This is a genomic window from Cupriavidus gilardii (genome assembly GCF_008801915.1).
GTDB classification, from domain to species: Bacteria; Pseudomonadota; Gammaproteobacteria; order Burkholderiales; family Burkholderiaceae; genus Cupriavidus; species Cupriavidus gilardii.
The window spans coordinates 1-25,436 of record NZ_VZOV01000032.1; the positions used below are offsets into that span (position 1 = coordinate 1).

A 25,436-nucleotide genomic window follows, 5' to 3' on the forward strand; every position below is an offset into this window, starting at 1 on the left:
TCGGCGGCGGCGCGGGTACGGCGGCGGGCAACGCGATGGGCGGCCGCACCGGCGGCCTGGTCGGCGCGGCCCTGGGCGGCGGCGCGGGCGCTGCGCTGGGCGGCAATATCTCGCGCAGCAACTCGTACGCCAACGACCGCGACCGCTACTACCGCGACCGCGGCTATCACAAGAGCAAGTACAAGAACAAGCATCGCCACCACCGCCGCGGCCATCGTGATTGGGACGATTGATCGCGGGGGCAACACCTGACAGCAAGTTCGACGGGCCGCGCAAGCGGCCCGTTTTGTTTGCGGCGGCGAACCCGGGTGTCCGATTCCGCGTATGCATCGCCCGTGCGAGTGCGCGGACCCGGCGGCGGCAGGCGCGCGGCCAGGAAGCCGGGCTTTCCGCTTTCGCGGAGGCGACAGTGGTCCGTGCCGTAAACGACGATGCCCGTGCCGAAGCACGGGCATCGGGGGGACCGCCGGGGAAGCGGCCCAGGGGGAGGCTGACTTAGCGGGCGGCGCCTTCGGTGAAGACGTCGAACTGGCCCTGGCGGGCGCCTTCGGTAAAGACGTCGAACTTGCCCTGGCGGGCGCCTTCGGTGAACACGTCGAATTGGCCGGCCTTGGCGCCGTCGGTGTACGGATCGAACTTGCCGGCCTTGGCGAACGCGGGAGCGGCGGTCAGGGTGGCCGCCAGGGCGGTGGCGGCAGCGGTCAGGGCAAAGCGGGAGATCGTCATGATGTGTCCTTTTTTCTGTTCGGGAGGACGTCCGCGGCGGCGGGATTTCGCTGCAGTGCGGCATCCGATGGATGCATATTAGGCATTTCCCTTATATGAATAAACATTACCGCACACAATGATTAGTTCTATAAAGAACAACAAAAACCCCAAGCTGTGGAAAAATGGGGAAGAAAAAAGGGAGACTGTGCAATGGATCGGCTGCAATCGATGCGCGTGTTCGCCAAGGTCGTCGAACTTGGCAGCTTCGCCCGTGCGGCGCAGCAACTGGAGATGTCCAACGCGGTGGTGACCCGCTATGTCGCGGACCTGGAGAGCCATCTGGGTACCCGGCTGCTGAACCGGACCACCCGCAGCCTGTCGCTGACCGATGCCGGCGAAACCTACCTGCAGCGCTGCCAGCAGATCCTGGAGGACGTCGAGGAAGCCGAGTCGGTCGTGACCGCGCGCAGCCAGTCGCTGTCGGGCACATTGCGGATCGTCACGCCTGTGATGTTCGGTCTACACTTGTTGCCGGACATGCTGGCGCGCTTTCAGCAGATGTACCCCGACGTGGTGTTCGATGTGCTGTTGTCGGACCGCAGCATCGATATCGTCGAGGAGGGCCGGGACGTCGGCATCGTGCTGTCCGACCTCGGTCTGGGCTCGCATCTGGTGGCGCGGCCGCTGCTGTCCGCCGAGGTGATCCTGTGCGCGTCCCCGGGCTATCTGCGCGCCCACGCACCGTTGCGCCATGCCCATGAGCTGACGCAGCACCGCTGCATCGCGATGCGTCTGACCAATGCCGAGCACGCCTGGACGCTATCCGGCCCGGAAGGCGAAGTGACCGTGCCGATCCGGCCCGGCATGGTCTGCAGCAATGCCGAACTGGCACACCAGGCGGCGCTGGCCAATCTCGGCATCGCGATGCTGTCTTCGTATCTGGCCCGGCCCAGCATCGAAGCGGGCCTGCTCGAGCACATCCTGCCGCAATACCAGCTGCCGCGCCGCGACATCAGCGTGGTCTATCCGAGCCGCAAATTCCTGCCGACCAAGGCACGAGCCTTCATCGACTTCCTGCTGGAAGAGGGGAAGAAAAAGAGTGCGGATGGCGCGGGCGGGACCGTGGACGTCGCCGCGGCGGCCGGCGCGGGCAGCCCGGCGGCGAACTGACCGGACATCGGCGGCGAACGGCGACAAACCCCGAAGAACCGGGAAGTGCACCGAAGCACCGAGGCCCACGTGTGCCGGCCTCGGTCGCCGCGGCCTATTCGTTGGCGCTGGCCGTCGTCTTGGCCCGCGCGGTCTTCCGGGCGGGGGTCTTGCTGGCCGCCTTGGCCGCGACCTTGGTTGCGGTCTTGCTCGCCGGCTTGCCGGCCGCCGCGCCGGCTTCGGTGGTCGTGGCTGCCGACTTGGCTGCCGACTTCGCCGATGTCCTGGCGCCCGCTGTCTTCGCGCCCGCCGTCTTTGCACCCGCCTTCGGCTCGCGCGCCTCGAACTCGAAGCCGATCTTGCCGTCCGGCTGCTTGACCAGATAAGCCTTGAAGTTGCGGCCGGTACGCGAGGACTTGAAGCCGGTCAGCAGGTCCGTGCGGCCCTGGTCGAGCAGCTTGCCGATCTGTTCGCGCGAGATCTCCTGCTGCAGGATGATCTTGCCGGTGGTGAAGTCGCACGACTTGGGCGAGCCCACCGCGTTCTCGCAGACATATTTCATGCCGTGCTCGAACACCGAGCCCCTGCACTTCGGGCAGGTGCCGACCGGCTCCTGGCCGCTGAAGTCGACCGGCTCGCCGTCGTTATCGTCCTCGTTCTGACCGAAGTCGAACTCCATCTTGTAGTTGCCGTCGTCGTCGCGCGCGAGCTTCAGGATCGCGGCGAAGGGGCGGCCCATCTTGCTGCGGAAGCCCTGCAGCGGCCCGATTTCCTTGTCGCGCAGCAGCGTCTCGACCTCGTCGATCTCGAACTGCCGGCCGCCCGGGATCTTGCTGATCGAGAACTCGCAAGCCGTGCAGGCGAAGCGGCGATAGTTCTCCTTGACCTGGCCGCCGCACTGCGGGCACGGCGTCTGCAGCGTCGCGTAGTCGCCGGGGATGGTGTCGCTGTCGTATTCCTTCGCGCGCTTGACGATCTGCTGCGTCATCTGCGCGATCTCGCGCATGAACTCGTCGCGCTTGAGCCGGCCGCGCTCGATCTGCGCCAGCTTGTGTTCCCACTCGCCGGTCAGTTCCGCCTGCGTCAGTTCCTCGACGCCCAGGCCGCGCAGCAGCGTCATCAGCTGGAACGCCTTGGCGGTCGGAATCAGTTCGCGGCCCTCGCGCACCAGGTATTTCTCGGTCAGCAGCCCTTCGATGATGGCCGCGCGCGTCGCCGGTGTGCCCAGGCCCTTGCCGGCCATCGCCTCGCGCAGTGCGTCGTCATCGACCAGCTTGCCGGCGCCTTCCATCGCCGACAGCAGCGTCGCTTCGTTGTAGCGCGCCGGCGGCTTGGTGGTCAGCCCCACTGGCTCGACCTTGTCGGTGCGGACCTTCTCGTCCTTGGCCACCGGCACCAGGTTGGCATCGTCGCCCTGGGCCTCGCGGCCGTAGACCACCAGCCAGCCCGGGTTGACCAGCACCTTGCCCTCGGTCTTGAAGTGGTGGCCGGCGACCTCGGTGATCCGCGTGGTCACCTGGTACTCGGCGGCCGGGAAGAACACCGACAGGAAGCGGCGCACCACCAGGTCGTACAGCTTCTGCTCGGGCTCGGACAGGTTCTTCGGCGCCTGCAGCGTCGGGATGATGGCGAAGTGATCGCTGATCTTGCTGTTGTCGAAGATCCGCTTGTTCGGCTTGACCCAGCCGCTGGCGAGGATCTTCTTCGCATGCGTCAGGTAGTTCGGCGAACTGTCCGCCAGCATGTCCAGCGTTTCCTTGACCGTGCCCATATAGTCCTCGGGCAGCGCGCGCGAATCGGTACGCGGGTAGGTCAGCACCTTGTGCTTTTCATACAGCGCCTGCGCCAGGCCCAGCGTGTTCTTGGCCGAGAAGCCGAAGCGCGAGTTGGCCTCGCGCTGCAGGCTGGTCAGGTCGAACAGCGCCGGCGACAACTGCGTCGACGGCCTGGACTCCTCGCTGACCGTGCCCGGCTTGTCGCGGCACGCGGCGACGATGCTCTTGGCCTCGGCCTCGCTCCACAGCCGCGATTCGCGTGCCTCGGGATCGAACTCGTTCTTCTTGAACTTCGGGTCGAACCAGCGGCCCTCGTACAGTCCGGCGGCGGCGATGAATTCGGCGCGCACTTCCCAATAGTCACGCGGCACGAAGTGTTTGATCTTCTCCTCGCGCTCGACCACGATCGACAGCGTCGGCGTCTGCACCCGGCCCACCGTGGTCAGGAAGAAGCCGCCGCCCTTGCTGTTGAAGGCGGTCATCGCGCGGGTGCCGTTGATGCCGACCAGCCAGTCGGCCTCGGAGCGGCAGCGCGCGGCGTCGGCCAGCGGCAGCATCTCGGCGTCCTCGCGCAGGCTGGCGAAGCCGTCACGGATCGCCTGCGGCGTCATCGACTGCAGCCACAGCCGCTGCACCGGCTGTTTGGCCTTGGCCTGCTGCACGATCAGCCGGAAGATCAGCTCGCCCTCGCGTCCCGCGTCACAGGCGTTGATCAGTCGGGTGACGTCCTTGCGCTTGATCAGCCGGTTCAACACCTTCAGGCGCGACTCGGTCTTGGCGATCGGACGCAGGTCGAAGTGGGGCGGGATCACCGGCAGGTTGGCGAAACTCCACTTGCCGCGCTTGACCTCGTATTCGTCCGGCGCGGCGATCTCCACCAGGTGGCCGACGGCGGACGAGAGCACATAATCGTCGCTCTCGTAATACTCGTCATGCTTGGTAAAGCCCCCGAGCGCACGGGCGATATCGGCCGCGACCGATGGCTTTTCCGCGATGATGAGAGCTTTGGACATGGGTGGGAATCCTTGCCGGCCGCCCCTTGGCGGACCGCGTTTGGCACAGCACTAATATGTAAACAGCACACTTGAGGCCCCCCGGGGGCCATGAGGCGCCAATAATAAGCGGGGTATTGACAACGGTGCAAGGCGAGTTCCATCGCCGCCTTCGCGCCGCATCGTCGGCCCGGACCCGCTTCGTAGCCGGCCCCTGCGGGCTTCAAACGCCGCTTTCTCCCTGTTGTGACCGGGCCAATCCGTCAGGATTCAACCAGCCGAGCAGATCCGGCGGCGCTTCTGCGCCGGCCGGCATGGCCGCGCCGCGGCTCAACAATCGGGCCAGCGTGTCGGCGTGGGGCAGCAAGGTGCCATAGAACTGCGGCGCCCCGCCGGCGGCATCCTGCACCAGCACGGTCGGGAAGTTCTCGATATCGATATCGCCCAGTGCGTCGGCGTGGGTCTCGATATCGATCCAGACGAAGCAGTCATCCGGATGGCGTGCGGCCTGCTCGCGCCAGACCGTCAGATAGTCGCGGCAGGTGCCGCACCACTCGGCGCAAAGACATGCCACCAGGCGACCCTCGGGATGTGCCCGCAGTGCCGCGGCTATCGCGGCCGCATCGCGTTCGGGAAAGTAAACGGCCATCGGAGATCCAAACATGAGCCTTGCCAGTGCTTGATCGAGCGCTTCATCGACGGTCTCGTTGTCGATTTGCGCCGGTTCAGGCACGAGGAACGGCGATTGTAGCGACTCCGGCTATCCGGTGCCGCGCGGCGCCGGTGAGCCCGCCAGACGCCGGTACAGATTGCCGGGCATTCGCTCGACCGCACCGGCCAGCTCCAGTTCCAGCAGCGCGCCGCAGACGGCCTCCGGCGGCAGCCCGGTACGGGCGCACAGCGTGTCGGCGTCGACCGGATCGTACGCCAGCGCGGTGCCCAGCGCATCGGCGCGGCCGCACGGCGCCGCGCCCACTGCCGCTGTCACCGTTCCGCACCTCGTCGCGCCCGGCTTGCCGATGATGCCGGAGCAGTCGTCCAGACCCAGTTCGTCGAACACATCCCGCGGGCATTCCACCAGCTTGGCGCCCTGCTGGATCAGCCGGTGGCAGCCCGCCGCCAGCGGCGCGTGGATCGAGCCGGGTACCGCGAACACCTCGCGCCCGAGCTCGGCGGCCAGCCGCGCGGTAATCAGCGAGCCCGAGCGCAGGGCCGCCTCGACCACCAGCACGCCGCGGGACAGCGCCGCAATCAGCCGGTTGCGCTGCGGAAAATGCTGGCTGCGGGCCGGCGTGCCCAGCGGCAGCTCGCTGAGCAGCAGGCCCTCGGCCGCAATCCGCTGCGCCAACGCCCGGTGCGAGGCGGGGTAGCAGCGGTCCAGGCCGGTCCCGACCACCGCGATGGTGCCGCCCCGGGCGCCGAGTCCGCCGGCATGCGCGGCCGCGTCGATGCCGAGCGCAAGGCCGGACACGACCGCGATCCCCGCGGCCGAGAACGCCGACGCGAACATCTGCGCGTCCCGGCCGCCCTGCACGGTGGCGTTGCGCGCGCCGACCACCGCCAGCGCCGGACCGTGCAGGCGTTCCAGCCGGCCGCGGGCGTAAAGCATCAGCGGCGGGTCGCTCAGGTCCAGCAACGCGCGCGGATAACGCGGTTCGGCCAGCGTCAGCAGGTGGTGGCCGGGTTCGCGCAGCCACGCTACGGTGCGCGCGATCCGCGCCGACAAGGCCGGATCCGGTTGTGCCCGCACCGCGCGGGCCACGGGCAACGGCAGCCAGCGGGCGAGTTGCGCTTCTCCGGCCGACAGCACCTGTTGCGGCAGCCCGAGCTTGTCCAGCAACAGCCGCGCGGCGCGCCGGCCGAGTCCCGGCACCGCGTCCAGACGCAGCCAGGCCGCGACCTCGTCCGGGTCGATCGCAGCGGGGCGGGCATCGGTAGCGGCGCACGGTTCCGGCATGGGCGGGTCAGGTAGGCGGGTCAGATAGGCGGGTCAGATAGGCGGGTCAGTTGCGCGGGTCGGATGGGGGGTCAGATGGGCGGTCTATTCGACTTCTGGCCGTGCGGCCAGCAAGGGCACCAGGACGCTGCCCGGCGTGACCTCGCGCACGGAAGACACCACGGTGACGATCGCCATGCCGCCCGGCGCTCGAGGCGGCGACACCAGTTCGACCGTACCCAGGTTCTGCGCCGGCGTATCGTGCGGCTGCCGAGGCGTGGCCGGGCCAGGCCGTACGTCCTCCGGATTTGCCCCGGATGGCGCGCACACCTGCCAGCGGCTGCCCATCGCGGCATCGAGCGGCATGTCAAGCACATAAGCAAGATCGCCGGCAGCGCCGAACTGCCGCCCATCCGCAAGCGCAACGATGGTGGGGCCGGCGCCGCAGGGCAGGGCCGCCGCCAGCCCGGCAACGGCCAGCGCCAGGCGGCGCCACGGCCGCCATGGCCGGAACTGCCACCGCCATCGCGGCGCAGCCTGAGGTTCTTTGGTAAGATCGCGCACTTTGTCGAGCCGGTCGGATGCCTTGGCCGGATTGACCCCTTGGGGTATCCCCAACAGCGCGCAGCGGCCGCCGGCGCGCCTTGATTTTTTCCATTCGCGCCCCGATTTTGCTGACATGGGCCTTGCCGCGACAATGCGACAACGGCCCAAACGACAGCAGCGGCAAGCCGCGGCGGCAACGGCGTCGCGCATCAGCACCATGGCCAAACTCGACATCCTCACCTACCCGGATCCTCGCCTGCACATCGTGGCCAAGCCCGTCGCGCAGGTGGACGACCGCATCCGCCAACTGGTCAAGGACATGGCGGAAACCATGTACGAAGCCCCCGGCATCGGCCTGGCGGCGACCCAGGTCGACGTGCACGAGCAGGTCATCGTGATCGATATCTCGGAGACCCGCGACGAACTGCGCGTCTTCATCAATCCCGAGATCGTCTGGGCCAGCGACAACCGCAAGGTCTGGGAAGAGGGCTGCCTGTCGGTGCCCGAGGTCTACGACCGCGTCGAGCGTCCCGACCGTGTGCGCGTGCGCGCGCTGAACGAGAACGGCGAGACGTTCGAGCTCGAGGCCGACGATCTGCTGGCGGTCTGCATCCAGCACGAGATGGACCACCTGAAGGGCAAGGTCTTCGTCGAATACCTGTCGCCGCTGAAGCTGAACCGCATCAAGTCCAAGCTGCAGAAGCGCGCGCGCACCCGGATGTAAGCGCAAGCCAGCGAACAGCGAGCCCGCGGCAGCGGGTTTGCTATGCTGATGTCTCCTTGCAGTTCCCGCACCGGCCGCCCTCGCGGCCGGTGTTGCCTTTCAGAGCCCCAACCCGAGCCCAACCCGGGCCCAACCGTCCAGCCGGAGCGTTCGATGACCAGCCCCGCCCCTTTGCGCGTCGCCTTTGCCGGCACGCCCGAATTCGCGCGCGTCGCGCTCGCGGCCATCGTCGAGGCCGGCTTTCCGGTGGTCGCGGTGCTGACGCAACCGGACCGGCCGGCCGGACGCGGCATGCAGCTGCAGGCCAGCCCGGTCAAGCAGCATGCGCTGACGCACGGGCTCGGTCCGATCCTGCAGCCGCGCTCGCTGCGCCGCCATGGCAAGTACCCCGACGAAGCGGTCGGCGCGATCGACGCGCTGGCCGCGCAGGCGCCCGATGTGATGGTCGTGGCCGCCTATGGCCTGATCCTGCCGGCCGAGGTGCTGACGCTGCCGCGCCATGGCTGCCTGAACATCCACGCCTCACTGCTGCCGCGCTGGCGCGGCGCGGCGCCGATTCACCGCGCCATCGAGGCGGGCGACGCACAGACCGGCATCACGCTGATGCAGATGGACGAGGGCCTCGATACCGGCGCGATGATCGCGCGCGAAGCGGTGCCGATCGACGAGGACACCACCACCGGCGCGCTGCACGACACGCTGGCGGCGCTGGGCGGCCGCATGATCGTGCAGGCGCTGCGCCGGCTGGCGGCAGATGGCGCGCTGCCTGCCGAGCCGCAGCCGGACGATGGCATCACCTATGCCGAGAAGATCGGCAAGGACGAGGCGCGGCTCGACCTGCGCCGCCCCGCGGTGGAGCTGGCCCGGCAGATCCGCGCCTTCAATCCCTTCCCCGGCGCCAGCGTGCAGATCGGCGAGGCGGCGATCAAGTGCTGGCAGGCCGAGCCGCTGGCACGTGCGCCCGAGCATGGCGACGCGGCAGCAGGGTCGGTACTGGCCGCGGACGCGCACGGTGTGGTGATCGCCTGCGGCGAAGGCGCGCTGCGCATCACCGAGCTGCAGAAGGCCGGAGGCCGGCGCCTGCCTGCGCAGGCCTTCCTGCAGGGCACGCCGCTGCCGGCCGGCACGCGCTGCGCGGTTCCCGACGGCGCGGCATAACCCGGCATAATTCGGCCGATCGAACTTGCGCGAGGACCGACCATCATGCTGGGCATCGTCGACCTGCCGTTGTTTATCGGCGCCGTGTTTCTGCTGAACGTGACGCCCGGGCCCGATACCGCCTATATCGTCGGCCGCAGCGTGGCGCAGGGCCGCGCCGCGGGCGTGATGTCCTCGCTTGGCGTCAGCGCCGGCTGCTGCGTGCATGCGCTGGCGACCGCGTTCGGGCTGACCGCGGTGCTGGCCGCCTCGCCGGTGGCGTTCACGGCGATCAAGTACGCGGGCGGCGCCTATCTGGCATGGCTGGGCTTGAAGCTGCTTTGGTCGAGCTGGCGCACGTCCGCCCGCGGCGCCGGGGCTGCCGCGCAAGCGCCCGCCACCGACCGCCGCAGCCTGCGCGCGCTGTTCATGCAGGGCTTCCTGACCAACGTGCTGAACCCGAAGGTGATCCTGTTCTTCGTTTCGTTCATCCCGCAGTTCGTCGATCCGCGCGCCGGCCAGCAGACACTGGCCTTCCTCGCGCTGGGCGCGATCATGGTGGCGATGTCGACGGTGTGGACCGTGGCAGTCGCGTGGATGGCCGGCACGCTGACGCGCCGGGCCGGCGAAGCGCCGCGGCTCAAGTGCTGGCTCGACCGCGTCATCGGCATGGCCTTCATCGGCCTGGGCGCGCGTCTGGCGATGACGCAGCGCTAGCGCCGGCGCCGGCAAAAAACCCTTGCCGGCATTGAATTCAGCGGTCCGGACCCTATCTAACCGTCATCGCGCGATCGCGCGCGGCGCCTCGACAACGGCTGCGGAACAGCCGGGCACCGGGGGTGCCGCAGCGCGCGACGGCGTTACCACGGAGACCACGGCAATGTTCAACTGGGTCAAGACCTTCATGCTGATGGCGGCCATCACGGCGCTGTTCATCGTCATCGGAGGCATGATCGGCGGCCGCAGCGGCATGATGTTCGCGCTGCTGATGGCGCTGGGCATGAATTTCTTTTCGTACTGGTTCTCGGACAAGATGGTCCTGCGCATGTACAACGCGCGGGAAGTCGACGCGGCCAGTGCCCCGCAGTTCTACGGCATGGTGCAGGAACTGGCGCAGCGCGCCGGCCTGCCGATGCCGCGCGTCTACCTGATCGACGAGGACGCGCCCAACGCCTTCGCCACCGGCCGCAATCCCGAGAACGCGGCGGTCGCCGCGACCACCGGCATCCTGCGCGTGCTGAGCAACCGCGAGCTGCGCGGCGTGATGGCGCACGAGCTCGCGCACGTCAAGCATCGCGACATCCTGATCTCGACGATTGCCGCCACCATGGCCGGTGCGATCGCCGCGCTGGCCAACTTCGCGATGTTCTTCGGCGGGCGCGACGAGGAAGGCCGTCCGGCCAATCCGATCGCCAGCATCGCGATGGCGATCCTGGCGCCGCTGGCCGCGTCGCTGATCCAGATGGCGATCTCGCGGGCGCGCGAATTCGAGGCCGATCGCGGCGGCGCCGAAATCAGCGGCGATCCGCAGGCGCTGGCGATGGCACTGGACAAGATCGACCGCTATGCGCGCGGCATTCCGTTCCAGGTCGCCGAGCAGCATCCGGCCACCGCGCAGATGATGATCCTGAATCCGCTGTCGGGCGGCGGCATCGCCAATCTGTTCTCGACGCACCCTGCCACCGAGGAGCGCGTCGCGCGGCTGATGCAGATGGCGCAGACCGGGACGTATCCGGTCTGATTGGAGCCGCGTGCCAGCCGCCACAGCGGTCGGTCGGCGCCGACAGGGTAAACTGCCCGCCGTGCTCCCTGCGAGCCGGCGGGCTTTTTGATGTCCGCGCGATGGCCGCATGCGCTGCCCCTTGGTCTTGCGCAGCGCGCCGACCGCATTCCTGCACGCATTTCCGCGTCTTCTTGTCAGTTCGTTTCCTCACGGTGTCCGATCCATGCGTTTGCCTCCCGATTCCCTGGCCTTCCAGATGCTTGCCGCCGCGGCCGCGGTACGCAGCGTCAACGAGGGCAGCGCGCTGCCGCAGGCCATCGATGCCGCCTGCGCACAGTACCGGCTCGAGCGTACGCGGGACGCCAGCGCGCGCGGCGCGCTGCAGGACCTGGCCTATCGCACCATGCGCGAGTTCGGCACCGTGCGCGCTCTGGTCACGCGCATGGTGTCGCGCCCGCCCGGCGCGCTGGTCGATTCGCTGCTCGCGGTCGCGCTGACGCTGCTGATCGAAGGCGACAAGGACCAGGGGCAGGATGGCGGGCAGGGCGGTTATGCGGCCTTCACCGTGGTGGACCAGGCCGTCAATGCCGCCGCTTCCGATCCGAAGTCCGCGCATGCACGCGGCATGGTCAACGCGGTACTGCGGCGTTTCCTGCGCGATCGACAGACGCTGCTTGCCGAAGTGCGCCGCGACGAAGAGGCACGCTGGAATCTGCCCGCATGGTGGCTGCGCCTGCTGCGCGAGGCCTATCCCGATCGCTGGCAGGCGCTGGCCGCCAGCGCGAACGAGCGGCCGCCGATGACGCTGCGGGTCAATACCGCGCGCGTTTCGCTCGACGACTATCTGGCCCGGCTTGCCGCCGCGGGCATCGGCGCGCAGCGCGTCGGCGTGCAGGCGGTACGGCTGGCGCGCGCGCTGCCGGTCGCGCAGGTGCCCGGCTTCGACAGCGGCGAAGTCTCGGTGCAGGACGCCGGCGCGCAGCTGGCGGCGCCGCTGCTCGAGATCGCCGATGGCCAGCGCGTGCTCGATGCCTGCGCCGCGCCCGGCGGCAAGACCGGCCATCTGCTCGAACTGGCCGATGTGGATCTGACCGCGGTCGAGAGCGATGCCGTGCGTGCGCAGCGCATCGACGAGAATCTCGCGCGGCTGCACCAGCGCGCGCAGGTCGTGATCGGCGACGCCAGCCGGCCGCAGGCATGGTGGGACGGCAAGCCATACGACCGCATCCTGGCCGATGTTCCATGCTCGGCCTCCGGCATCGTGCGCCGCCATCCCGATATCCGCTGGCTGCGCCGCGAAAGCGATCTGGCCAGGCTCGTCAACGAGCAACGCCGCATCGTCTCGCAGCTGTGGCCGCTGCTGAAACCGGGCGGCATTCTGGTGTATGTGACTTGTTCTATTTTCCCAACGGAGGGCGAGGAGCAGGCGCGCTGGTTTGGTGACCAGCTACCAGATGCGATACGATTGCAGGCGCCCGGCCAGCTGCTGCCCGGCAGCATCCCCAATGGCGTGGCTGATGGCGGGACCGGCAGCCACGATGGCCTGCCGTCGGACCACGACGGTTTCTTCTACGCCCGCTTCCAGAAACGCCTCTGATCCGATGCTCGCACCGCTTCGCTTGTCCGTCCTCCGTGCCCATGACGACAAGGCGTGCGGATCCGCAGCCAACCATGCCGGTATCGGCGTGGCCGCGCTGCGCCGGCTGGCGTGGCTGCTGTTGATGGTGCTGGTCCTTTGCGCGGGCGCACTGTCGCCGCGCGCCGGCCACGCACAGAACATCGAGGTGCGCGAGGCGCGCATCGAATATCAGGACGGCGGCTTCGAGCTGAACGCCGCCTTCAACTTCGAGCTGTCGCCGGCATTGGAGGACGCGTTGCACAAGGGCATCCCCTTGTATTTCGCGGTGGATTTCCAGCTGAGCCGACCGCGCTGGTACTGGTTCGACGAAAAGCCGGTCAGCACCAGCCGCAGCGTCCGGCTGACCTTCCATCCGCTGACGCGGCAGTACCGGGTCTCGACCGGCGGACTGCAGCTGCCCTTCATGCGGCTGAAGGGCGCACTCGATTTCATCAAGCAGGTGCGTGGCTGGCGCGTGTTCGAGCGCGGCGACGTCAAGCTCGGCGTGCCATACCAGGCCGAGGTCCGCATGCGGCTGGACCTGTCGCAACTGCCCAAGCCGTTCCAGATCAATGCGGTCAATACGCGCGACTGGAACCTGTCGTCCGACTGGCGGCGCTTTGCCTATACGCCGGTCGCCGAGGCACCGCCACCTCCGGCACCCGCCGCGCCTGCGGCACCTCCCGCGCCTGCCGCCCCGGCTTCGCCGGCCGCGCCGACGCCAGCACCGGCGAACGGACACGCGGCTTCGCCCGCGAACGCGTCGGCGGCGCCGGCCGCGTCGGCACCGGGACAGGGTTCGGCCCCGGCCTCGATGCCGCCTTCCGCGCCCGGCGGCGTTCCCGGCAGTGCACCGGGTAGTAGCCCGAGCAGTGCGCCGAGCACTGTGCCAGGTGGTGCGACGGCCCCCGCTTCCACGCCCAATGCCGCGCCGGCCTCGGCGCCGGGCATCGGCAACGCCCGTCCGCCGTCGCCGGCATCCGCTCGCACGGTCGCCGGCATGCTGGCACCGATCTCGCTGTCGTCGCTGGTCGCCGAACCATGATCTCTCCGCTGAACACCGTGCTCGACAGCCGGCTGCGCCGGGTGCTGAGCCGCGTGGTCGCCGGCACCATCGTCTTCCTGGCGCTGGTGCTGGTGGTGCTGTTGGCTGCCGCGTCCGCCAACACCGAATTCTTCGACCGCTATTTCACGCTGCTGTACAAGATCAACCTGGTGATCGGCGTGCTGATGGTGCTGATCATCGGCGCGCTCGCGGTGGCGCTGTGGGTCCGCTATCGCCGCGGCAAGTTCGGCACGCGGCTGATGACCAAGCTGGCACTGTTCTTCGGCATCGTCGGCGTGCTGCCGGGCGTGCTGATCTACCTGGTGTCGCTGCAATTCGTCTCGCGCAGCATCGAATCGTGGTTCGACGTGCGCGTCGAGACCGCACTCGAGGCAGGCCTGAACCTGGGCCGCTCGACCATCGACAGCGCGCTGGCCGATCTGCAGGCCAAGGCCCGGCAGATGAGCGATCAGATCATCAGCGCCAGCGAGCCGACCAACTCGCTGCAGCTGAACCGGCTGCGCGAACAGTACGGCGTGCAGGAGGCCTCGATCTTCACCGGCGGCGGACGCGTGATCGCGTCCGCGTCGAGCAATTACGCGATGCTGGTGCCGAGCCTGCCTTCCGGCGTGCTGGTCGAGCAGGCCCGGCTTGCGGGCGGCTACGCGGCGGTCGAAGGCGGCACCGATCCCGGCACCGACGGCGGCAGCGATGGCCATCCGCAAGCCGAGCGCGCCGACGCCAACCACCTGTACCGGTTGCGCGTGATCATTCCGCTCGGCACCGCGGCGCCTACCGACGAAGCGCCGCTGGGCGCGCCGCAGCGTCCCGCGGGCAAGGACCGCTGGGCCGGCTCGGGCCTGTCGCTGGAGCGGCGCGCCGAGGACTATCCGTCGTCGGGCTTCGGCCTGATCGGCGATACGGTGCGCGAGGAGCGCTATCTGCAGATCGTGCATCCGGTCCCCGCAGTGCTCGCGCGCAATGCCGACGAAGTCCAGCGCGCCTATCAGGACTACCAGGAAAAGGCGCTGGGCCGCACCGGCCTGCGCAAGATGTATATCGGCACGCTGACGCTGACGCTGTTTCTCGCGGTGTTCATCGCGGTGATGCTGGCGCTGCTGCTCGGCGGACAGCTGGCGCGGCCGCTGCTGATGCTGCTGCAGGGGACCAAGGAAGTCGCCGAAGGCGATCTGTCGCCCAAGCGCGAACTGAAGAGCCGCGATGAGCTTGGCATGCTGACGCAGCAGTTCAACATGATGACGCGGCAGCTGGCCGAGGCGCGCCTGGCCGTCGAGCAGAATCGCGCGGCGCTGGAGCAATCGAAGGCCTTCCTCGAAAGCGTGCTGCAGAACCTGACCGCCGGCGTGCTGGTGATGGACCGGCGCTTCTCGCTGGTCACGGCCAACCCCGGTGCCGAACGGATCTTCGGCCAGCCGCTCGGCCCCACCATCGGGCATCCGGTCGAGGCCATTCCCGGCATGGCGGCGTTCGGCGAAATCGTGCGGCAGGCCTTCTCCGAGCAGAGCACCAGCGAGGTACTCGGCGGCGCCGCGCACTGGCAGAAGCAGATCGAACTGCCGCACGGCGACGAAGAACAGCCGCTGACGCTGCTGGTACGCGGCGCGCGGCTGCCGGGCGGCGACCATATCAGCGATCATGCCGAGCCGGGCTATGTGGTCGTGTTCGACGATATTTCCGATGTGATTTCGGCTCAACGGTCGGTCGCATGGGGCGAAGTGGCCCGGCGCCTCGCGCATGAAATCAAGAACCCGCTGACGCCGATCCAGCTGTCGGCGGAGCGGCTGCAGATGAAGCTCGCGTCCAAGCTCGAAGGCATCGACGCGGACGTGCTAAAGCGCGGGGCCACCACGATCGTTAACCAGGTAGCGGCGATGAAGCGCATGGTCGACGATTTCCGCGACTACGCCCGCACGCCGCCGGCGATGCTGCAGACGCTGCAGCTCAATGCGCTGGTGGCCGAGGTTCTGCATCTGTACGGTATCGACGATCCCGGCCTGCACGAGCATCCCGTGATTCATCCGTCGCTGGCCGACGATCTGCCCGACATCAAGGGCGATCCGACCCAGCTTCGGCAGGTGATACACAATCTGCTGCAGAATGCGCAGGATGCGGTCGCGGAGAACCTGGCGGCGGGCCGTCCGGCGCCTTGTATCGCTCTGCACACCGAGACTGTAGAATACAAAGATCCTGCCGGCGAAAGCCGCCAGGCTGTCAAGCTGACCATCGCTGACAATGGTCCGGGGTTCGCCCCGCGCATCCTGAGCCGCGCGTTCGAGCCATACGTGACGACCAAGGCCAAGGGGACGGGTCTGGGTCTTGCGATGGTGAAGAAGATCATTGACGAACATGGGGCGCGCATCGAACTGCGCAACCGCATGGAGGGCACCGAAGTCGCCGGCGCCCAGATATCGATCCTGTTCGCCAAGCTGGCATAGTGATGCATGATGATGCGGTCCGACCCGGAACGCCGCGGAGGGGTTAAGAGGAAAGTATGGCAACCATCCTCGTAGTCGACGACGAAATGGGTATCCGTGAACTGCTCTCGGAAATCCTCAGCGACGAAGGCCATGTAGTCGAAGTAGCCGAAAACGCGCAACAAGCCCGTGAATACCGTGCCGGCAATACGCCCGACCTGGTGCTGCTCGACATCTGGATGCCGGACACCGACGGTGTGACGCTGCTCAAGGAATGGTCCTCCCAGGGCCAGCTGACGATGCCCGTGATCATGATGTCCGGGCACGCGACCATCGATACCGCGGTGGAAGCGACCAAGATCGGCGCGCTCAATTTCCTGGAGAAACCGATCGCGCTGCAGAAGCTGCTGTCCGCGGTGGAGCAGGGCCTCGCACGCGGCCAGGAACGTCCGCGCGCGGCGGCCGTTCCCGCGGCACCGGCCGCCGAGCCCGCCGCTCGCGCCGCCGACACCGCGCCGGCGGACGCGTCCGCCAACGGCACGCCGCAGCGCGTCCCCGAGGCCGAAATGCAGTTCTCCTTCGACATGCCGCTGCGCGAGGCGCGCGACATGTTCGAGCGCGCCTACTTCGAATACCACCTGCTGCGCGAGCACGGCAGCATGACGCGCGTGGCCGAGAAGACCGGACTCGAGCGTACCCACCTGTACCGCAAGCTCAAGCAGCTCGGCGTCGAACTGAGCCGCAACAAGCCGGAGCCCGCCGAGCAGTAAGCACGAGATTCGCGCCGGCAGGGGGTTGACCAGTCCCATGCCCGCTGTTATAGTTTCGCTTCTTTGGCCCGGTAGCTCAGTCGGTAGAGCAGAGGATTGAAAATCCTTGTGTCGGCGGTTCGATTCCGTCCCAGGCCACCAGGTTGAAAGAAAAACGGACGCTTCGGCGTCCGTTTTTCTTTGGTGCTCCGCCTTGCCGGCACCGGTCCCCTGTTTCGTTCTCGCCCCGTCCTCGCCCCGTCCTGGCCACGCAAGGTGGCCGCGCCGTTCCGCCGCAAAAACGGCCGAGCCTTCCACCACTCCCGCCGCCACGACCGACGCTGCAACAACGTGCATGCCGCCCGACACGCAGGCGGCAAAGCTTACAAGCGTTGGTATGTCTTACCCAGCCGGCGAGGCTGTCTTGCGCCGCACCGACAGACGGCCGGTCCATCGCCGCATCGCCAACCCGCGATTGGAACGCCGATTGCATATTGACGGGCGGCCCCCGATCGCGGGGTTCATGTCAGCGCTACGGGGACTTAGCGCACCGCTGGAGGAAAACAAAATATGAGAACGATGACTTCTATCGCCGCCCTGGCTTTCGCCATGGCTTGCGGACTCGCAGGCTGCACCGCCGCCGGCAGCGGCACGGGGTCGGGATCCGGTTCCGTTTCGGGCTCGGGCACGGTGACGCCGACCGACAGCTCGCGGTCGGGCACCGGCACGGGGACCAGCACGAGCGGCAGCTCGTCCGGTACCTCGAGCGGATCCGCCACCGGCACGAGCGGCACGCGCTGAGCGCCGCCGTCCATCCGCGACCACCCGTCGCTGCAAGCGGGCCCATCGGCTGACGTCGGTGCGGCCCGCTTGGCTTTGCGCTGGCATTGCGCAGCCACTGCGTCCCAACCGATTCGAAGGAGCGATGCCATGCCGACAGACCGTGCGATCCCTGTTGCCGGACCGGTCCATCCGCGCGCGTTCGCATGGGCCGGCTACACGCTTGGCTTCGCGATGAGCGGCTTCTTCGACGGCATCCTGCTGCATCAGATCCTGCAGTGGCATCACTTGCTGTCGGGCATCGAAGGCGGCGCGCTCGGCGACCTGCGCGTGCAGGTGATGGCCGATGGCGTGTTCCACGCGCTGATGTACGTGATCGCGGCGATCGGGATGTGGCTGCTGTATCGAAGCCGCGACGCACTATCGACCGCCAACGCTCCCCGGCACCTGCTGGCGAACTTCTGGATCGGCTTCGGCGTCTGGCACGTCGTCGATGCGGTGCTGTCGCACTGGATCACCGGCATCCACCGCATCCGCATGGACTCCCCCAACCCCTTGCTGTGGGATCTGATCTGGCTGTTCCTGTTCGGCGTGATCCCGTTGATCGTCGGCATCCGCATGCGCAAGACGAGCAGGGGTGCCGGACCTCGTGCCGGCGCCGGCCCGCGCGGCCCCGGCATTGCGGCGAGCTGGGTCGTGGCCGTGCTGGTCGGCGGTTCGCTGCTCGGCGCCGCGCTGAACCTGTTCCCGGCAAGGGCGGCAACGATCGATACCACCACGGTGGTGATGCGCCCCGGCGCCGCGCCTTCGCAATTGTTCGCCGCACTGGAGGGCAGCGACGCCCGCATCGTCTGGACCGATGCCGGCGGCGGCGTCTGGGTGCTCAGCGGTGCCCAGGCGGTGGACCGGCTGCGCCTGTACCGGCATGGCGCGATGTACGTCAGCGGGACGGCAGCACCGGCCGGCTGTTCGGCCTGGGTTCGTTAGGCGCATTCCGGACGGGCCAATGGCCACGTCGAGCTGGACAGGACTACATCGCTCGCCATGCCGAGGAACGGGGTCTGATTCCGCATGCCGTGGTTCAGCGCACGGTCGAAGGCGCGACGCCCGCGCGAGCCTGGCGAGAACATCTCGGACTGACCCAATCCGATGTCGCGGCCCGTATCGGCATCTCCCAGTCGCCATCTCCCAGTCGGCGTACGCGCAGCAGGAACGCGGCGAGCGTCTGCGCAAATCGACGCGCGAGAAGATTGCCGCCGCGCCTGGCATTCAGCCGCAGCAACTCGACTTCTGATTGCGCGCCGACGCGACTTTCCGCACACCGCGCGCGTGCGGCTGTGCGGATTCCCATCCATGTCTGCCGCGATGCAGACATTGTCCGCAAGGCAAAACGCTTGTCTTTCAGCGACTTAGCTGCTGACATCGGGCATGGCCTGCAATGGCACGCCCATTGCAACGCAGGCGCCTCGCAAGCTGCCGCGACAGACGGCAGACGCGCTGACCGCTCCGCTGCGGAGCGTGGAAAAGGCAGTGCCGGCGAGGCCGGCCAAACAGGAGACGACGATGCGGCAAACAGCAGCTCGGTGGAAGCGGCCGTCCTTGGGGACCGTCGCGATGGTGGCGGCATTGGTGGTCGCCGGATGCGGCGGCGGCGATGATGGGGGCGGCGGCAATCTGCAGCCGCAGAGCGCCGAGAACGCGCCCGGCCTGGGCCTGGGACATCGGGCCACGGTCGAGGCGACCGTGCTGTCGTCCGCGCCCGAGCGCGTGACGGGCGGCGATGCGCTGATCCGGCTGAGCGCCAGCGAGCGTGCGCCCGGCAACAAGTTCAAGGTCAGCCTCAACGGCGTCGATGTCAGCGACGCCTTCACGCCGACCGCCGACCGCGAGGCGCTCGGCATCGTCAGCGGACTGAAGCTCGGCGAGAACACGCTGGAGGTCAAGCACGGCCCCGCGCGCACCTCGCTGACGCTGACCAACTATCCGATCACCGGCCCCGTGTTCTCCGGCCCGCACGAAAAGCCCTACATCTGCGCGACGCAGAATTTCACGCTGCCCGACGGCAGCAAGCTTGGCGCACCGCTCGACGAGAACTGCTCGGTCGAACGCCGCGTGCACTACGTCTACCGCTCGACCGCCAACAGCTTCAAGCCGCTGCCGACTCCGGTCGCCGCGTATCCGGCGGACCTGGCCAGCACCACCAACAACGCGGGCGCGACCGTGCCTTACATCGTTCGCGTCGAGACCGGCACGATCAATCGCGCGATCTACCAGACCGCGATCCTGCACGACCCATTGAAGGACGCCGAGCCAACGCCGCTGGCACCGCCCTCGGGCTGGAACCGCAAGGTCATCTATCCGCTCGGCGGCGGCTGCCAGGGCGGCTGGTACATGCAGGGCACGCCGGTGGCCGTTCTGAACCACAACTACCTGCGCAAGGGCTACGCGGTGGCCAGCGCCTCGCTCAATACCTTCGGCAACAACTGCAACGACCTGCTGTCGTCCGAGACCATCGCGATGGTCAAGGAACGGCTGATCGAGAACTACGGCACGCCGTTCTTCACGATCGGCACCGGCGGCTCCGGCGGCGCCTATCAGAGCCACCAGACCGGCGACAACTATCCGGGCCTGTTCGACGGCATCATCGTGACCTCGGTGTTCCCGGACGTCACCTCGTCGACGCTCTTCAAGCTGCACGATTCGCGCCTGCTGCACCTGTACTTCACGCAGAACGCGCCGGGCCAATACAGCGACGCGCAGCGCTCGGCGATCTCCGGCTACCTGAAGCCGGGCAATATCGCCGCGATGAGCAGCAGCGCGGGCCGTCTCGATCCGGTGGTGTCGTTCCCCGCGGGCTTCCCGGCCGACCAGAAATACCATCCGGTCACCAACCCGACCGGCGTGCGCGCGACCGTCTACGACCACACCGTCAACGTCTACGGCAAGGACGCGCGCGGCTTCGCCAAGCGGCCGATCGACAATGTCGGCGTGCAGTACGGCCTGAAGGCGCTGAACGACGGCATGATCACGGCCGACCAGTTCATCGACCTGAACGAGAAGATCGGCGGCGTCGACGTCGACTTCAAGAAGATCGCGCAGCGCACGGTCGGCGACCTCGACGCGATCGCGCGCGCCTATCAGTCGGGCCGCATCACCTCCACCGGCGGCGGGCTGGCCACGACGCCGATCATCGATCAGCGCGACTACTTCGACGATCGCGTCAACGGCGACATCCACAACAAGATCCACAGCTACTCGGTGCGCGCGCGCCTGATCGCGGCCAACGGGCATGCGGACAACCAGGTCATCGTGGGGCCGGGCACCATCCGCGACGACAACTTCGACCAGATGGACCGCTGGCTGACGGCGATGCTGCGCGACACCGGCCCGGGCAGCAAGGCCGAGAAGGTGGTGCGCAACAAGCCGGCGGACCTCGTCGATGCGTGCTGGGACGCGAGCGGCAACAAGATCATCGAGCCGCAGACCGCGCACGGCCCCGGCCAGTGCAATACCTTGTACCCGGCCGGCATCACGCCGCGCATGGTCGCCGGCGGCCCGCTGGCCGACGATATCGTCAAGTGCCAGCTCAAGCCGATCGATCCGGCCGACTACAGGGTGATGATGACCCCTGCGCAGCTCGCCCGGCTGCAGTCGATCTTCCCGACCGGGGTCTGCGACTGGTCGCGGCCGGGCGTCGAGCAGCAGCCGTTGAAGGGCACCTGGCTGTCGTTCGGCCCGTCGCCGGTCAATCTGCTGTTCGATGTGACGCAGCCCTGACGGCGCGGCCGTGAAGACCTGATGGCCCTGTCAGCGCGGACTGCCCCCTGACGGAGAAAGGGGGCCGGCGCCGATGCATCGACGATCCGATGCATCGGCGCGCCTGATGTTTACGCCGATTGACGCGCCGGGGCGCGGCTTTGCCTAATGGCCGGTCGTTGGCGCACGTCGCCCGCATCCTTCCCGCGCATCGATATGTTGGACTCCACCGCGACTTCCCCTGCGACGCAGACGATGCCGCCGCCGGCATGGCCGCGCGGGCGGGCGCGTCGCGCGGCGGCGATCGCCGCGGTCTGCGCCGTGATGGCGGCCGGTGTCACGATCGCCTATCTGTGGGGCGAGCGCGTCGGCATCCGCGCGCAGCGCGATGGCACCGCGCACCGCATCGAAGCCTATATCGGCGGACTGCGCAGCGAGATGCGCCGCTACGAGTATCTGCCCGCGGTGGTCGCGCTGAACCACGACGTGCAGCGGCTGCTGCGCGAACCCGATACACCCGGCCTGCCGATGGCGGCCAACCGCTTCCTCGCCGAGGTCAACGCCGCCGCCAAGTCGACCGCGATCTACGTGATGGACGCCCACGGCCTGACGCTGGCCGCGAGCAACTGGAACGAGGCGGCCAGCTTCGTCGGCATCAACTTCTCGTACCGGCCGTATTTCCGCGACGCGATGCGGGGCAAGCCGGGCCGCTTCTATGGCATCGGCACCGTCAGCCGCGAGCCGGGCTACTACTTCTCGCAGCCGATCGTGCGCGAGGGCACGATGCTCGGCGTGGCCGCGGTCAAGGTCAATCTCGACAAGATCGACGAGCCCTGGCTCGCCAACGACGACCGCGTCCTGGTGGTCGACGCCAACGGCATCGTATTCCTGAGCTCGCAGCCCGACTGGCGCTTCAAGTCGCTGCGCGAGCTGCCCAGCGAGACGCGCTGGCAACTGGCGTCGACGCGGCAGTATTCGACGGTCGACTCGCTCGATCCGATCGGCTTTCGCGAGCAGCGCCGCTTCGCCCCCGACATCAGCGTGGTGCAGATGCCCGACGGCGACGAATTCCTCGCGCAGAGCCGGCGCATACCCGATACCGACTGGCGGTTGATCGTGCTGTCCGACATGGAGCCGATCCGCACGCTGGCGCGCAACAGCGCGGTGATCGGCGCCTTCGCGCTCGGCTTTCTGCTGCTGCTGATCCTGTACGTGCTGCAGCGGCGCCGTGCCGCCGCGCAGAACCGCGCCGCCAAGGAGGCGCTGCAGCGCGCGCACGACGAGCTCGAACGCAAGGTCGCGATGCGCACGCAGGCGCTGTCGGGATCGAACCTGAAGCTGCAGAAGGAGATTGCCGAGCGCAAGCGCGCCGAGCAGGTATTGAAGGCGGCGATGGACGAACTGGTGCAGGCGAGCAAGATGGCCGCGCTCGGCCAGATGTCGGCCGGCATCACGCACGAGCTGAACCAGCCGCTGGCGGCGCTGCGCACGCTGTCGGCCAATACCATCGTGTTCTTCCGCCGCGGCCAGACCGATGCGGTCGAGACCAATCTGAACGTGATCTGCCAGATGGTCGAGCGGATGGGCAAGATCACCGCGCAGCTGAAGAAGTTCGCGCGCAAGGCGCCGGTGCAGTCGGTGCCCACACCGGTCGGCACGGTGATCGCCGATGCGCTGTTCCTGCTCGACTCGCGCATTCGCGCCGACGGCGCGGAGCTGGTGGTGTCGGTGCCCGAGCCGTCGCCACTGGCGCTGTGCGAAGGCAACCGGCTCGAGCAGGTGCTGGTCAACCTGCTGTCCAATGCGCTCGATGCGATGAAGGATGCGAGCCCCAACGACGCAGACCACGACAGTGACAGCAAGGACGCCGCCGCACGCGTGCTCGAGATCCGCGTGCAGGCGGACCCGCAGTGGGTCACGATCGAGGTCGCCGATCGCGGATGCGGCATCGACGACGACGTGATGCCGCGACTGTTCGAACCGTTCTTCACCACCAAGGAGCAGGGCGTCGGTCTGGGCCTGGGGCTCGCGATCTCCGCCGGCATCGTCCGCGAATTCGGCGGCACGCTGCGCGCGGAGAATCGCCGCGCGGTCGGCCTGTCCGGCGACCCCGGCGACCCGGACAACCGCGACGACATCGTGGGCGCGCGCTTCATCGTTCAGCTTCCCGCCGCACAGGAGACCCATGCCGATGCGAACTGATCTGTCGGTCCTCTATGTCGAAGACGATGCCGCGGTGCGGCTGGGCAGCACCCAATCGCTGCAGATCGCGGGGCTGTCGGTGGAAGCGTTCGGGTCGGCCGAACAGGTGCTGCACCGCCTCACGCCCGGTTTTGCCGGCGTGCTGGTCACCGATGTGCGCCTGCCCGGCATCAACGGCCTGGCGCTGCTCGACAAGGCGCTGGAAATCGATGCCGCGCTGCCGGTGATCCTGGTCACCGGCCACGGCGACATCTCGATGGCAGTGCAGGCGATGCGCCGCGGCGCCTACGATTTCGTCGAGAAGCCCTATTCGCCCGGCGAGCTGACCGAGGTCGTGCAGCGCGCGATGGAAAAGCGCGCGCTGACGCTCGAGGTCGAGGCGCTGCGCCGGCAGCTGGCCGACACGCAGGCGATCGAGGCCAAGGTCATCGGCCGCTCGGCGGCCGTCGAGCGGCTGCGCAAGCTGATCCTCGACCTGGCCTGTACCGACGCCGATGTGCTGATCCTGGGCGAGACCGGCACCGGCAAGGAACTGGTGGCGCGTTGCCTGCACGAGTACGGACCGCGGCGGCAGGGCAACTTCGCCGCGCTCAATTGCGGCGGCGTGCCCGAATCGCTGTTCGAGAGCGAGGTGTTCGGGCACGAGTCCGGCGCGTTCACCGGCGCCGCGCGGCGGCGCGTCGGCAAGATCGAATACGCGCAGCGCGGCTCGCTGTTTCTCGACGAGATCGAGACGATGCCGATGTCGCTGCAGATCAAGCTGCTGCGCACGCTGCAGGAGCGGCAGTTCGAACGGCTGGGCTCGAACACGCTGCTGCCGATGGACTGCCGCGTGATCGCGGCCACCAAGGTCGACCTGCTGGCGCTGTCGGCGGAGCAGCGCTTCCGCGCCGACCTGTACTACCGCCTGAACGTGGCGGTGATCGACATCCCGCCGCTGCGCGAACGGCGCGAGGACATTCCGCTGCTGTTCTCGCACTTCCTGCTGCAGGCGGCGCTGCGCTACGAGCGGCCGGTGCCCGAGGTATCGCCGCCGCATATGCGCGAGCTGATGATGCATCCGTGGCCGGGCAATGTGCGCGAGCTGCGCAATGCCGCCGACCGCTTCGTGCTGGGACTGCCGGGCGGCGGCACCGGCTTGCCCGGCAGCAACGGCGGTGCATACGGCAGCGCATACGGCAGCGGCAACGCGAATGGAAACGGCAATGGCGGCGACACGCGTTCGCTCGACGAGCAGGTTGCGGTGTTCGAGCGGCATCTGATCGAGGAAGCGCTACGCGCAGCGTCGGGGCGCACCGCGGCGGCGAGCGATCTGCTGCGCGTGCCGAAGAAAACGCTGTACGACAAGATCAAGCGGCTCGGCGTCAATCTCGAGGCGTTCCGCGCGAACGCGGGCACGGACTGAGTCGCGGCGTCCGTGCCGCGGCAATGCCGTCCACATCGAGGCTGTCCACATCGGGTCCGTCCACATCCGGCGTGTCCACATCGAGCCTTCCACGTTTCGTCCGCATGTCGCCAGTTCGGCCGGCTCTTGCTAGACTGCGTGCGCGCATGCGACGCGGGGATGGAAGGGCTGAAAGCCATGCGCACTTCGGTGCCGGGCCTGGCGGTTTGCCGGCGCCGTCGCAGCGGTAAATACGACGTCAACAAAAGACAGGACTGCCAGGCGGCGTCTTTGTCGCGAGAGCGGCAAAGACGCCGGTTCTGATCGCAGTCGACTTCCGCGTTGTCCACATCGAAGTGTCCACACGCGGTGTCCACATTCCTGCGCCGCAATTTCCCCGCATTTGCCCTTCCCGCGCAGCGCCGAGCGCCTACACTGTAGTGACCGTTTTTCGCGCTCCCACGCTCGCCGCACCATGGCCCATCTCACCTTCGCCCCGGCGATCCAGCGCCATGTCCCCACGCCAGACCGCCAGCTGTCCGCCGACTCGGTGCGGGCCGCGCTCGACGCGGTGTTCGCCGAGCAGCCGGAGTTGCGCGGCTACATCCTCGACGACCAGAACCAGTTGCGCCGCCATGTGACCGTCTTCATCGACGGCACGATGATTCGCGACCGGCAACGGCTCAGCGATCCGTTGCGCGAGGACAGCAAGGTCTACGTGGTGCAGGCGCTGTCCGGCGGATAAGCGGCGCGGGAGCACGGCGGCTTCGACGAACC

Annotated in this window: 19 protein-coding genes, 1 tRNA gene and 3 pseudogenes; 17 read left to right on the plus strand and 6 right to left on the minus strand. The window is 68.1% G+C overall.

Annotated elements, in window-relative coordinates; translation table 11 throughout:
- Positions 1-233, plus strand: a pseudogene (locus F7Q96_RS23810) (hypothetical protein); the annotation flags it as partial.
- Between the two features lie 262 nt (positions 234-495).
- Here the strand turns inward: F7Q96_RS23810 and F7Q96_RS23815 are convergent.
- The gene (locus tag F7Q96_RS23815; protein WP_053822878.1) at positions 496-726 is read right to left on the minus strand and encodes a hypothetical protein; all 231 of its coding nucleotides are present in this window, start codon (positions 724-726) and stop codon (positions 496-498) included.
- Between the two features lie 192 nt (positions 727-918).
- Here F7Q96_RS23815 and F7Q96_RS23820 point away from each other — a divergent pair, with 192 nt between their 5' ends.
- Positions 919-1,878, plus strand: coding sequence for a LysR family transcriptional regulator (locus F7Q96_RS23820; RefSeq protein WP_053822877.1), 960 nt, complete (start codon positions 919-921; stop codon positions 1,876-1,878).
- A gap of 94 nt (positions 1,879-1,972) precedes the next feature.
- Here the strand turns inward: F7Q96_RS23820 and F7Q96_RS23825 are convergent, their stop codons facing one another.
- From F7Q96_RS23825 to F7Q96_RS23840, 4 genes are all read right to left on the minus strand, one after another.
- A complete protein-coding gene (locus F7Q96_RS23825; protein WP_053822876.1) occupies positions 1,973-4,645 on the minus strand; it encodes a DNA topoisomerase III in 2,673 nt (890 codons plus the stop codon).
- A 202-nt stretch (positions 4,646-4,847) separates the two neighbouring features.
- Positions 4,848-5,273: a thioredoxin family protein gene (locus F7Q96_RS23830; RefSeq protein ID WP_053823256.1), complete on the minus strand. Its 426-nt coding sequence runs from the start codon at positions 5,271-5,273 to the stop codon at positions 4,848-4,850.
- A 111-nt stretch (positions 5,274-5,384) separates the two neighbouring features.
- The gene (dprA, locus tag F7Q96_RS23835; protein ID WP_053822875.1) at positions 5,385-6,581 is read right to left on the minus strand and encodes a DNA-processing protein DprA; all 1,197 of its coding nucleotides are present in this window, start codon (positions 6,579-6,581) and stop codon (positions 5,385-5,387) included.
- Positions 6,582-6,665: 84 nt separating this feature from the next.
- Positions 6,666-7,325, minus strand: coding sequence for a hypothetical protein (locus F7Q96_RS23840; protein WP_144425860.1), 660 nt, complete (start codon positions 7,323-7,325; stop codon positions 6,666-6,668).
- On the opposite strand from F7Q96_RS23840, the gene def reads away from it, so the two are divergent.
- The 9 genes and pseudogenes from def to F7Q96_RS23885 all read left to right on the plus strand — a co-directional run bounded on the left by def (position 7,324) and on the right by F7Q96_RS23885 (position 16,699).
- Positions 7,324-7,830, plus strand: a complete 507-nt coding sequence (def, locus tag F7Q96_RS23845) for a peptide deformylase (RefSeq protein WP_006579764.1) — start codon at positions 7,324-7,326, stop codon at positions 7,828-7,830. The two genes, F7Q96_RS23840 and def, sit on opposite strands and share 2 nt — an antisense overlap.
- Positions 7,831-7,983: 153 nt before the next feature.
- Positions 7,984-8,988, plus strand: a complete 1,005-nt coding sequence (gene fmt, locus F7Q96_RS23850; protein ID WP_053822873.1) for a methionyl-tRNA formyltransferase — start codon at positions 7,984-7,986, stop codon at positions 8,986-8,988.
- Between the two features lie 45 nt (positions 8,989-9,033).
- Positions 9,034-9,684, plus strand: a complete 651-nt coding sequence (locus tag F7Q96_RS23855) for a LysE family translocator (protein ID WP_053822872.1) — start codon at positions 9,034-9,036, stop codon at positions 9,682-9,684.
- A 163-nt stretch (positions 9,685-9,847) separates the two neighbouring features.
- Positions 9,848-10,708 carry a zinc metalloprotease HtpX gene (htpX, locus tag F7Q96_RS23860; RefSeq protein ID WP_053822871.1) on the plus strand — a complete coding sequence of 287 codons (861 nt, stop codon included), beginning with the start codon at positions 9,848-9,850 and terminating at the stop codon, positions 10,706-10,708.
- 205 nt (positions 10,709-10,913) lie between these two features.
- Positions 10,914-12,287 carry a 16S rRNA (cytosine(967)-C(5))-methyltransferase RsmB gene (gene rsmB / locus F7Q96_RS23865; protein WP_151023391.1) on the plus strand — a complete coding sequence of 458 codons (1,374 nt, stop codon included), beginning with the start codon at positions 10,914-10,916 and terminating at the stop codon, positions 12,285-12,287.
- A gap of 4 nt (positions 12,288-12,291) precedes the next feature.
- Positions 12,292-13,128: pseudogene (locus tag F7Q96_RS27290) on the plus strand (DUF4390 domain-containing protein); the annotation flags it as partial.
- Positions 13,129-13,349: 221 nt separating this feature from the next.
- Positions 13,350-15,809, plus strand: a complete 2,460-nt coding sequence (locus F7Q96_RS23875; RefSeq protein WP_053822869.1) for a sensor histidine kinase — start codon at positions 13,350-13,352, stop codon at positions 15,807-15,809.
- 56 nt (positions 15,810-15,865) lie between these two features.
- Positions 15,866-16,558: a response regulator gene (locus tag F7Q96_RS23880; RefSeq protein ID WP_053822868.1), complete on the plus strand. Its 693-nt coding sequence runs from the start codon at positions 15,866-15,868 to the stop codon at positions 16,556-16,558.
- Positions 16,559-16,623: 65 nt separating this feature from the next.
- Positions 16,624-16,699 (plus strand) — tRNA-Phe (locus F7Q96_RS23885).
- A gap of 380 nt (positions 16,700-17,079) precedes the next feature.
- Here the strand turns inward: F7Q96_RS23885 and F7Q96_RS23890 are convergent.
- Positions 17,080-17,469 (minus strand): hypothetical protein, encoded by a 390-nt coding sequence (locus F7Q96_RS23890; RefSeq protein ID WP_144425858.1) that lies wholly within the window; start codon positions 17,467-17,469, stop codon positions 17,080-17,082.
- On the opposite strand from F7Q96_RS23890, the gene F7Q96_RS23895 reads away from it, so the two are divergent.
- The 6 genes and pseudogenes from F7Q96_RS23895 (at position 17,468) to F7Q96_RS23920 (ending at position 25,404) form a co-directional block, all read left to right on the plus strand.
- Positions 17,468-18,304, plus strand: coding sequence for a DUF2243 domain-containing protein (locus F7Q96_RS23895; RefSeq protein ID WP_053822866.1), 837 nt, complete (start codon positions 17,468-17,470; stop codon positions 18,302-18,304). The two genes, F7Q96_RS23890 and F7Q96_RS23895, sit on opposite strands and share 2 nt — an antisense overlap.
- Positions 18,292-18,611, plus strand: a pseudogene (locus F7Q96_RS27295) (helix-turn-helix domain-containing protein). Before F7Q96_RS23895 ends, F7Q96_RS27295 begins: the two are co-directional and overlap by 13 nt.
- 269 nt (positions 18,612-18,880) lie before the next feature.
- Positions 18,881-21,094 carry a DUF6351 family protein gene (locus F7Q96_RS23905; protein ID WP_053823255.1) on the plus strand — a complete coding sequence of 738 codons (2,214 nt, stop codon included), beginning with the start codon at positions 18,881-18,883 and terminating at the stop codon, positions 21,092-21,094.
- 195 nt (positions 21,095-21,289) lie between these two features.
- Complete coding sequence (locus tag F7Q96_RS23910; protein ID WP_158507275.1) at positions 21,290-23,275, plus strand: sensor histidine kinase; 1,986 nt, start codon at positions 21,290-21,292, stop codon at positions 23,273-23,275.
- Entirely contained in the window at positions 23,259-24,680 is a 1,422-nt protein-coding gene (locus tag F7Q96_RS23915) for a sigma-54-dependent transcriptional regulator (RefSeq protein ID WP_082371581.1), read from the plus strand. The genes F7Q96_RS23910 and F7Q96_RS23915 overlap by 17 nt, the downstream gene beginning before the upstream one ends.
- 454 nt (positions 24,681-25,134) lie before the next feature.
- Positions 25,135-25,404 (plus strand): MoaD/ThiS family protein, encoded by a 270-nt coding sequence (locus F7Q96_RS23920; RefSeq protein ID WP_053822864.1) that lies wholly within the window; start codon positions 25,135-25,137, stop codon positions 25,402-25,404.
- Positions 25,405-25,436 lie beyond the last annotated feature (32 nt).

Bases quoted from the DNA above. Each gene is read 5' to 3' on its own strand.
- F7Q96_RS23830 (WP_053823256.1), bottom strand. From the start codon at position 5,273: ATGGCCGTTTACTTTCCCGAACGCGATGCGGCCGCGATAGCCGCGGCA.
- F7Q96_RS23905 (WP_053823255.1), top strand. From the start codon at position 18,881: ATGCGGCAAACAGCAGCTCGGTGGAAGCGGCCGTCCTTGGGGACCGTC.
- dprA (WP_053822875.1), bottom strand. From the start codon at position 6,581: ATGCCGGAACCGTGCGCCGCTACCGATGCCCGCCCCGCTGCGATCGAC.
- F7Q96_RS23875 (WP_053822869.1), top strand. From the start codon at position 13,350: ATGATCTCTCCGCTGAACACCGTGCTCGACAGCCGGCTGCGCCGGGTG.
- F7Q96_RS23825 (WP_053822876.1), bottom strand. From the start codon at position 4,645: ATGTCCAAAGCTCTCATCATCGCGGAAAAGCCATCGGTCGCGGCCGAT.
- F7Q96_RS23890 (WP_144425858.1), bottom strand. From the start codon at position 17,469: ATGGCATCGCTCCTTCGAATCGGTTGGGACGCAGTGGCTGCGCAATGC.
- F7Q96_RS23855 (WP_053822872.1), top strand. From the start codon at position 9,034: ATGCTGGGCATCGTCGACCTGCCGTTGTTTATCGGCGCCGTGTTTCTG.
- F7Q96_RS23920 (WP_053822864.1), top strand. From the start codon at position 25,135: ATGGCCCATCTCACCTTCGCCCCGGCGATCCAGCGCCATGTCCCCACG.
- def (WP_006579764.1), top strand. From the start codon at position 7,324: ATGGCCAAACTCGACATCCTCACCTACCCGGATCCTCGCCTGCACATC.
- F7Q96_RS23840 (WP_144425860.1), bottom strand. From the start codon at position 7,325: ATGGTGCTGATGCGCGACGCCGTTGCCGCCGCGGCTTGCCGCTGCTGT.
- htpX (WP_053822871.1), top strand. From the start codon at position 9,848: ATGTTCAACTGGGTCAAGACCTTCATGCTGATGGCGGCCATCACGGCG.
- rsmB (WP_151023391.1), top strand. From the start codon at position 10,914: ATGCGTTTGCCTCCCGATTCCCTGGCCTTCCAGATGCTTGCCGCCGCG.
- fmt (WP_053822873.1), top strand. From the start codon at position 7,984: ATGACCAGCCCCGCCCCTTTGCGCGTCGCCTTTGCCGGCACGCCCGAA.
- F7Q96_RS23895 (WP_053822866.1), top strand. From the start codon at position 17,468: ATGCCGACAGACCGTGCGATCCCTGTTGCCGGACCGGTCCATCCGCGC.
- F7Q96_RS23820 (WP_053822877.1), top strand. From the start codon at position 919: ATGGATCGGCTGCAATCGATGCGCGTGTTCGCCAAGGTCGTCGAACTT.
- F7Q96_RS23915 (WP_082371581.1), top strand. From the start codon at position 23,259: ATGCCGATGCGAACTGATCTGTCGGTCCTCTATGTCGAAGACGATGCC.
- F7Q96_RS23815 (WP_053822878.1), bottom strand. From the start codon at position 726: ATGACGATCTCCCGCTTTGCCCTGACCGCTGCCGCCACCGCCCTGGCG.
- F7Q96_RS23910 (WP_158507275.1), top strand. From the start codon at position 21,290: ATGTTGGACTCCACCGCGACTTCCCCTGCGACGCAGACGATGCCGCCG.
- F7Q96_RS23880 (WP_053822868.1), top strand. From the start codon at position 15,866: ATGGCAACCATCCTCGTAGTCGACGACGAAATGGGTATCCGTGAACTG.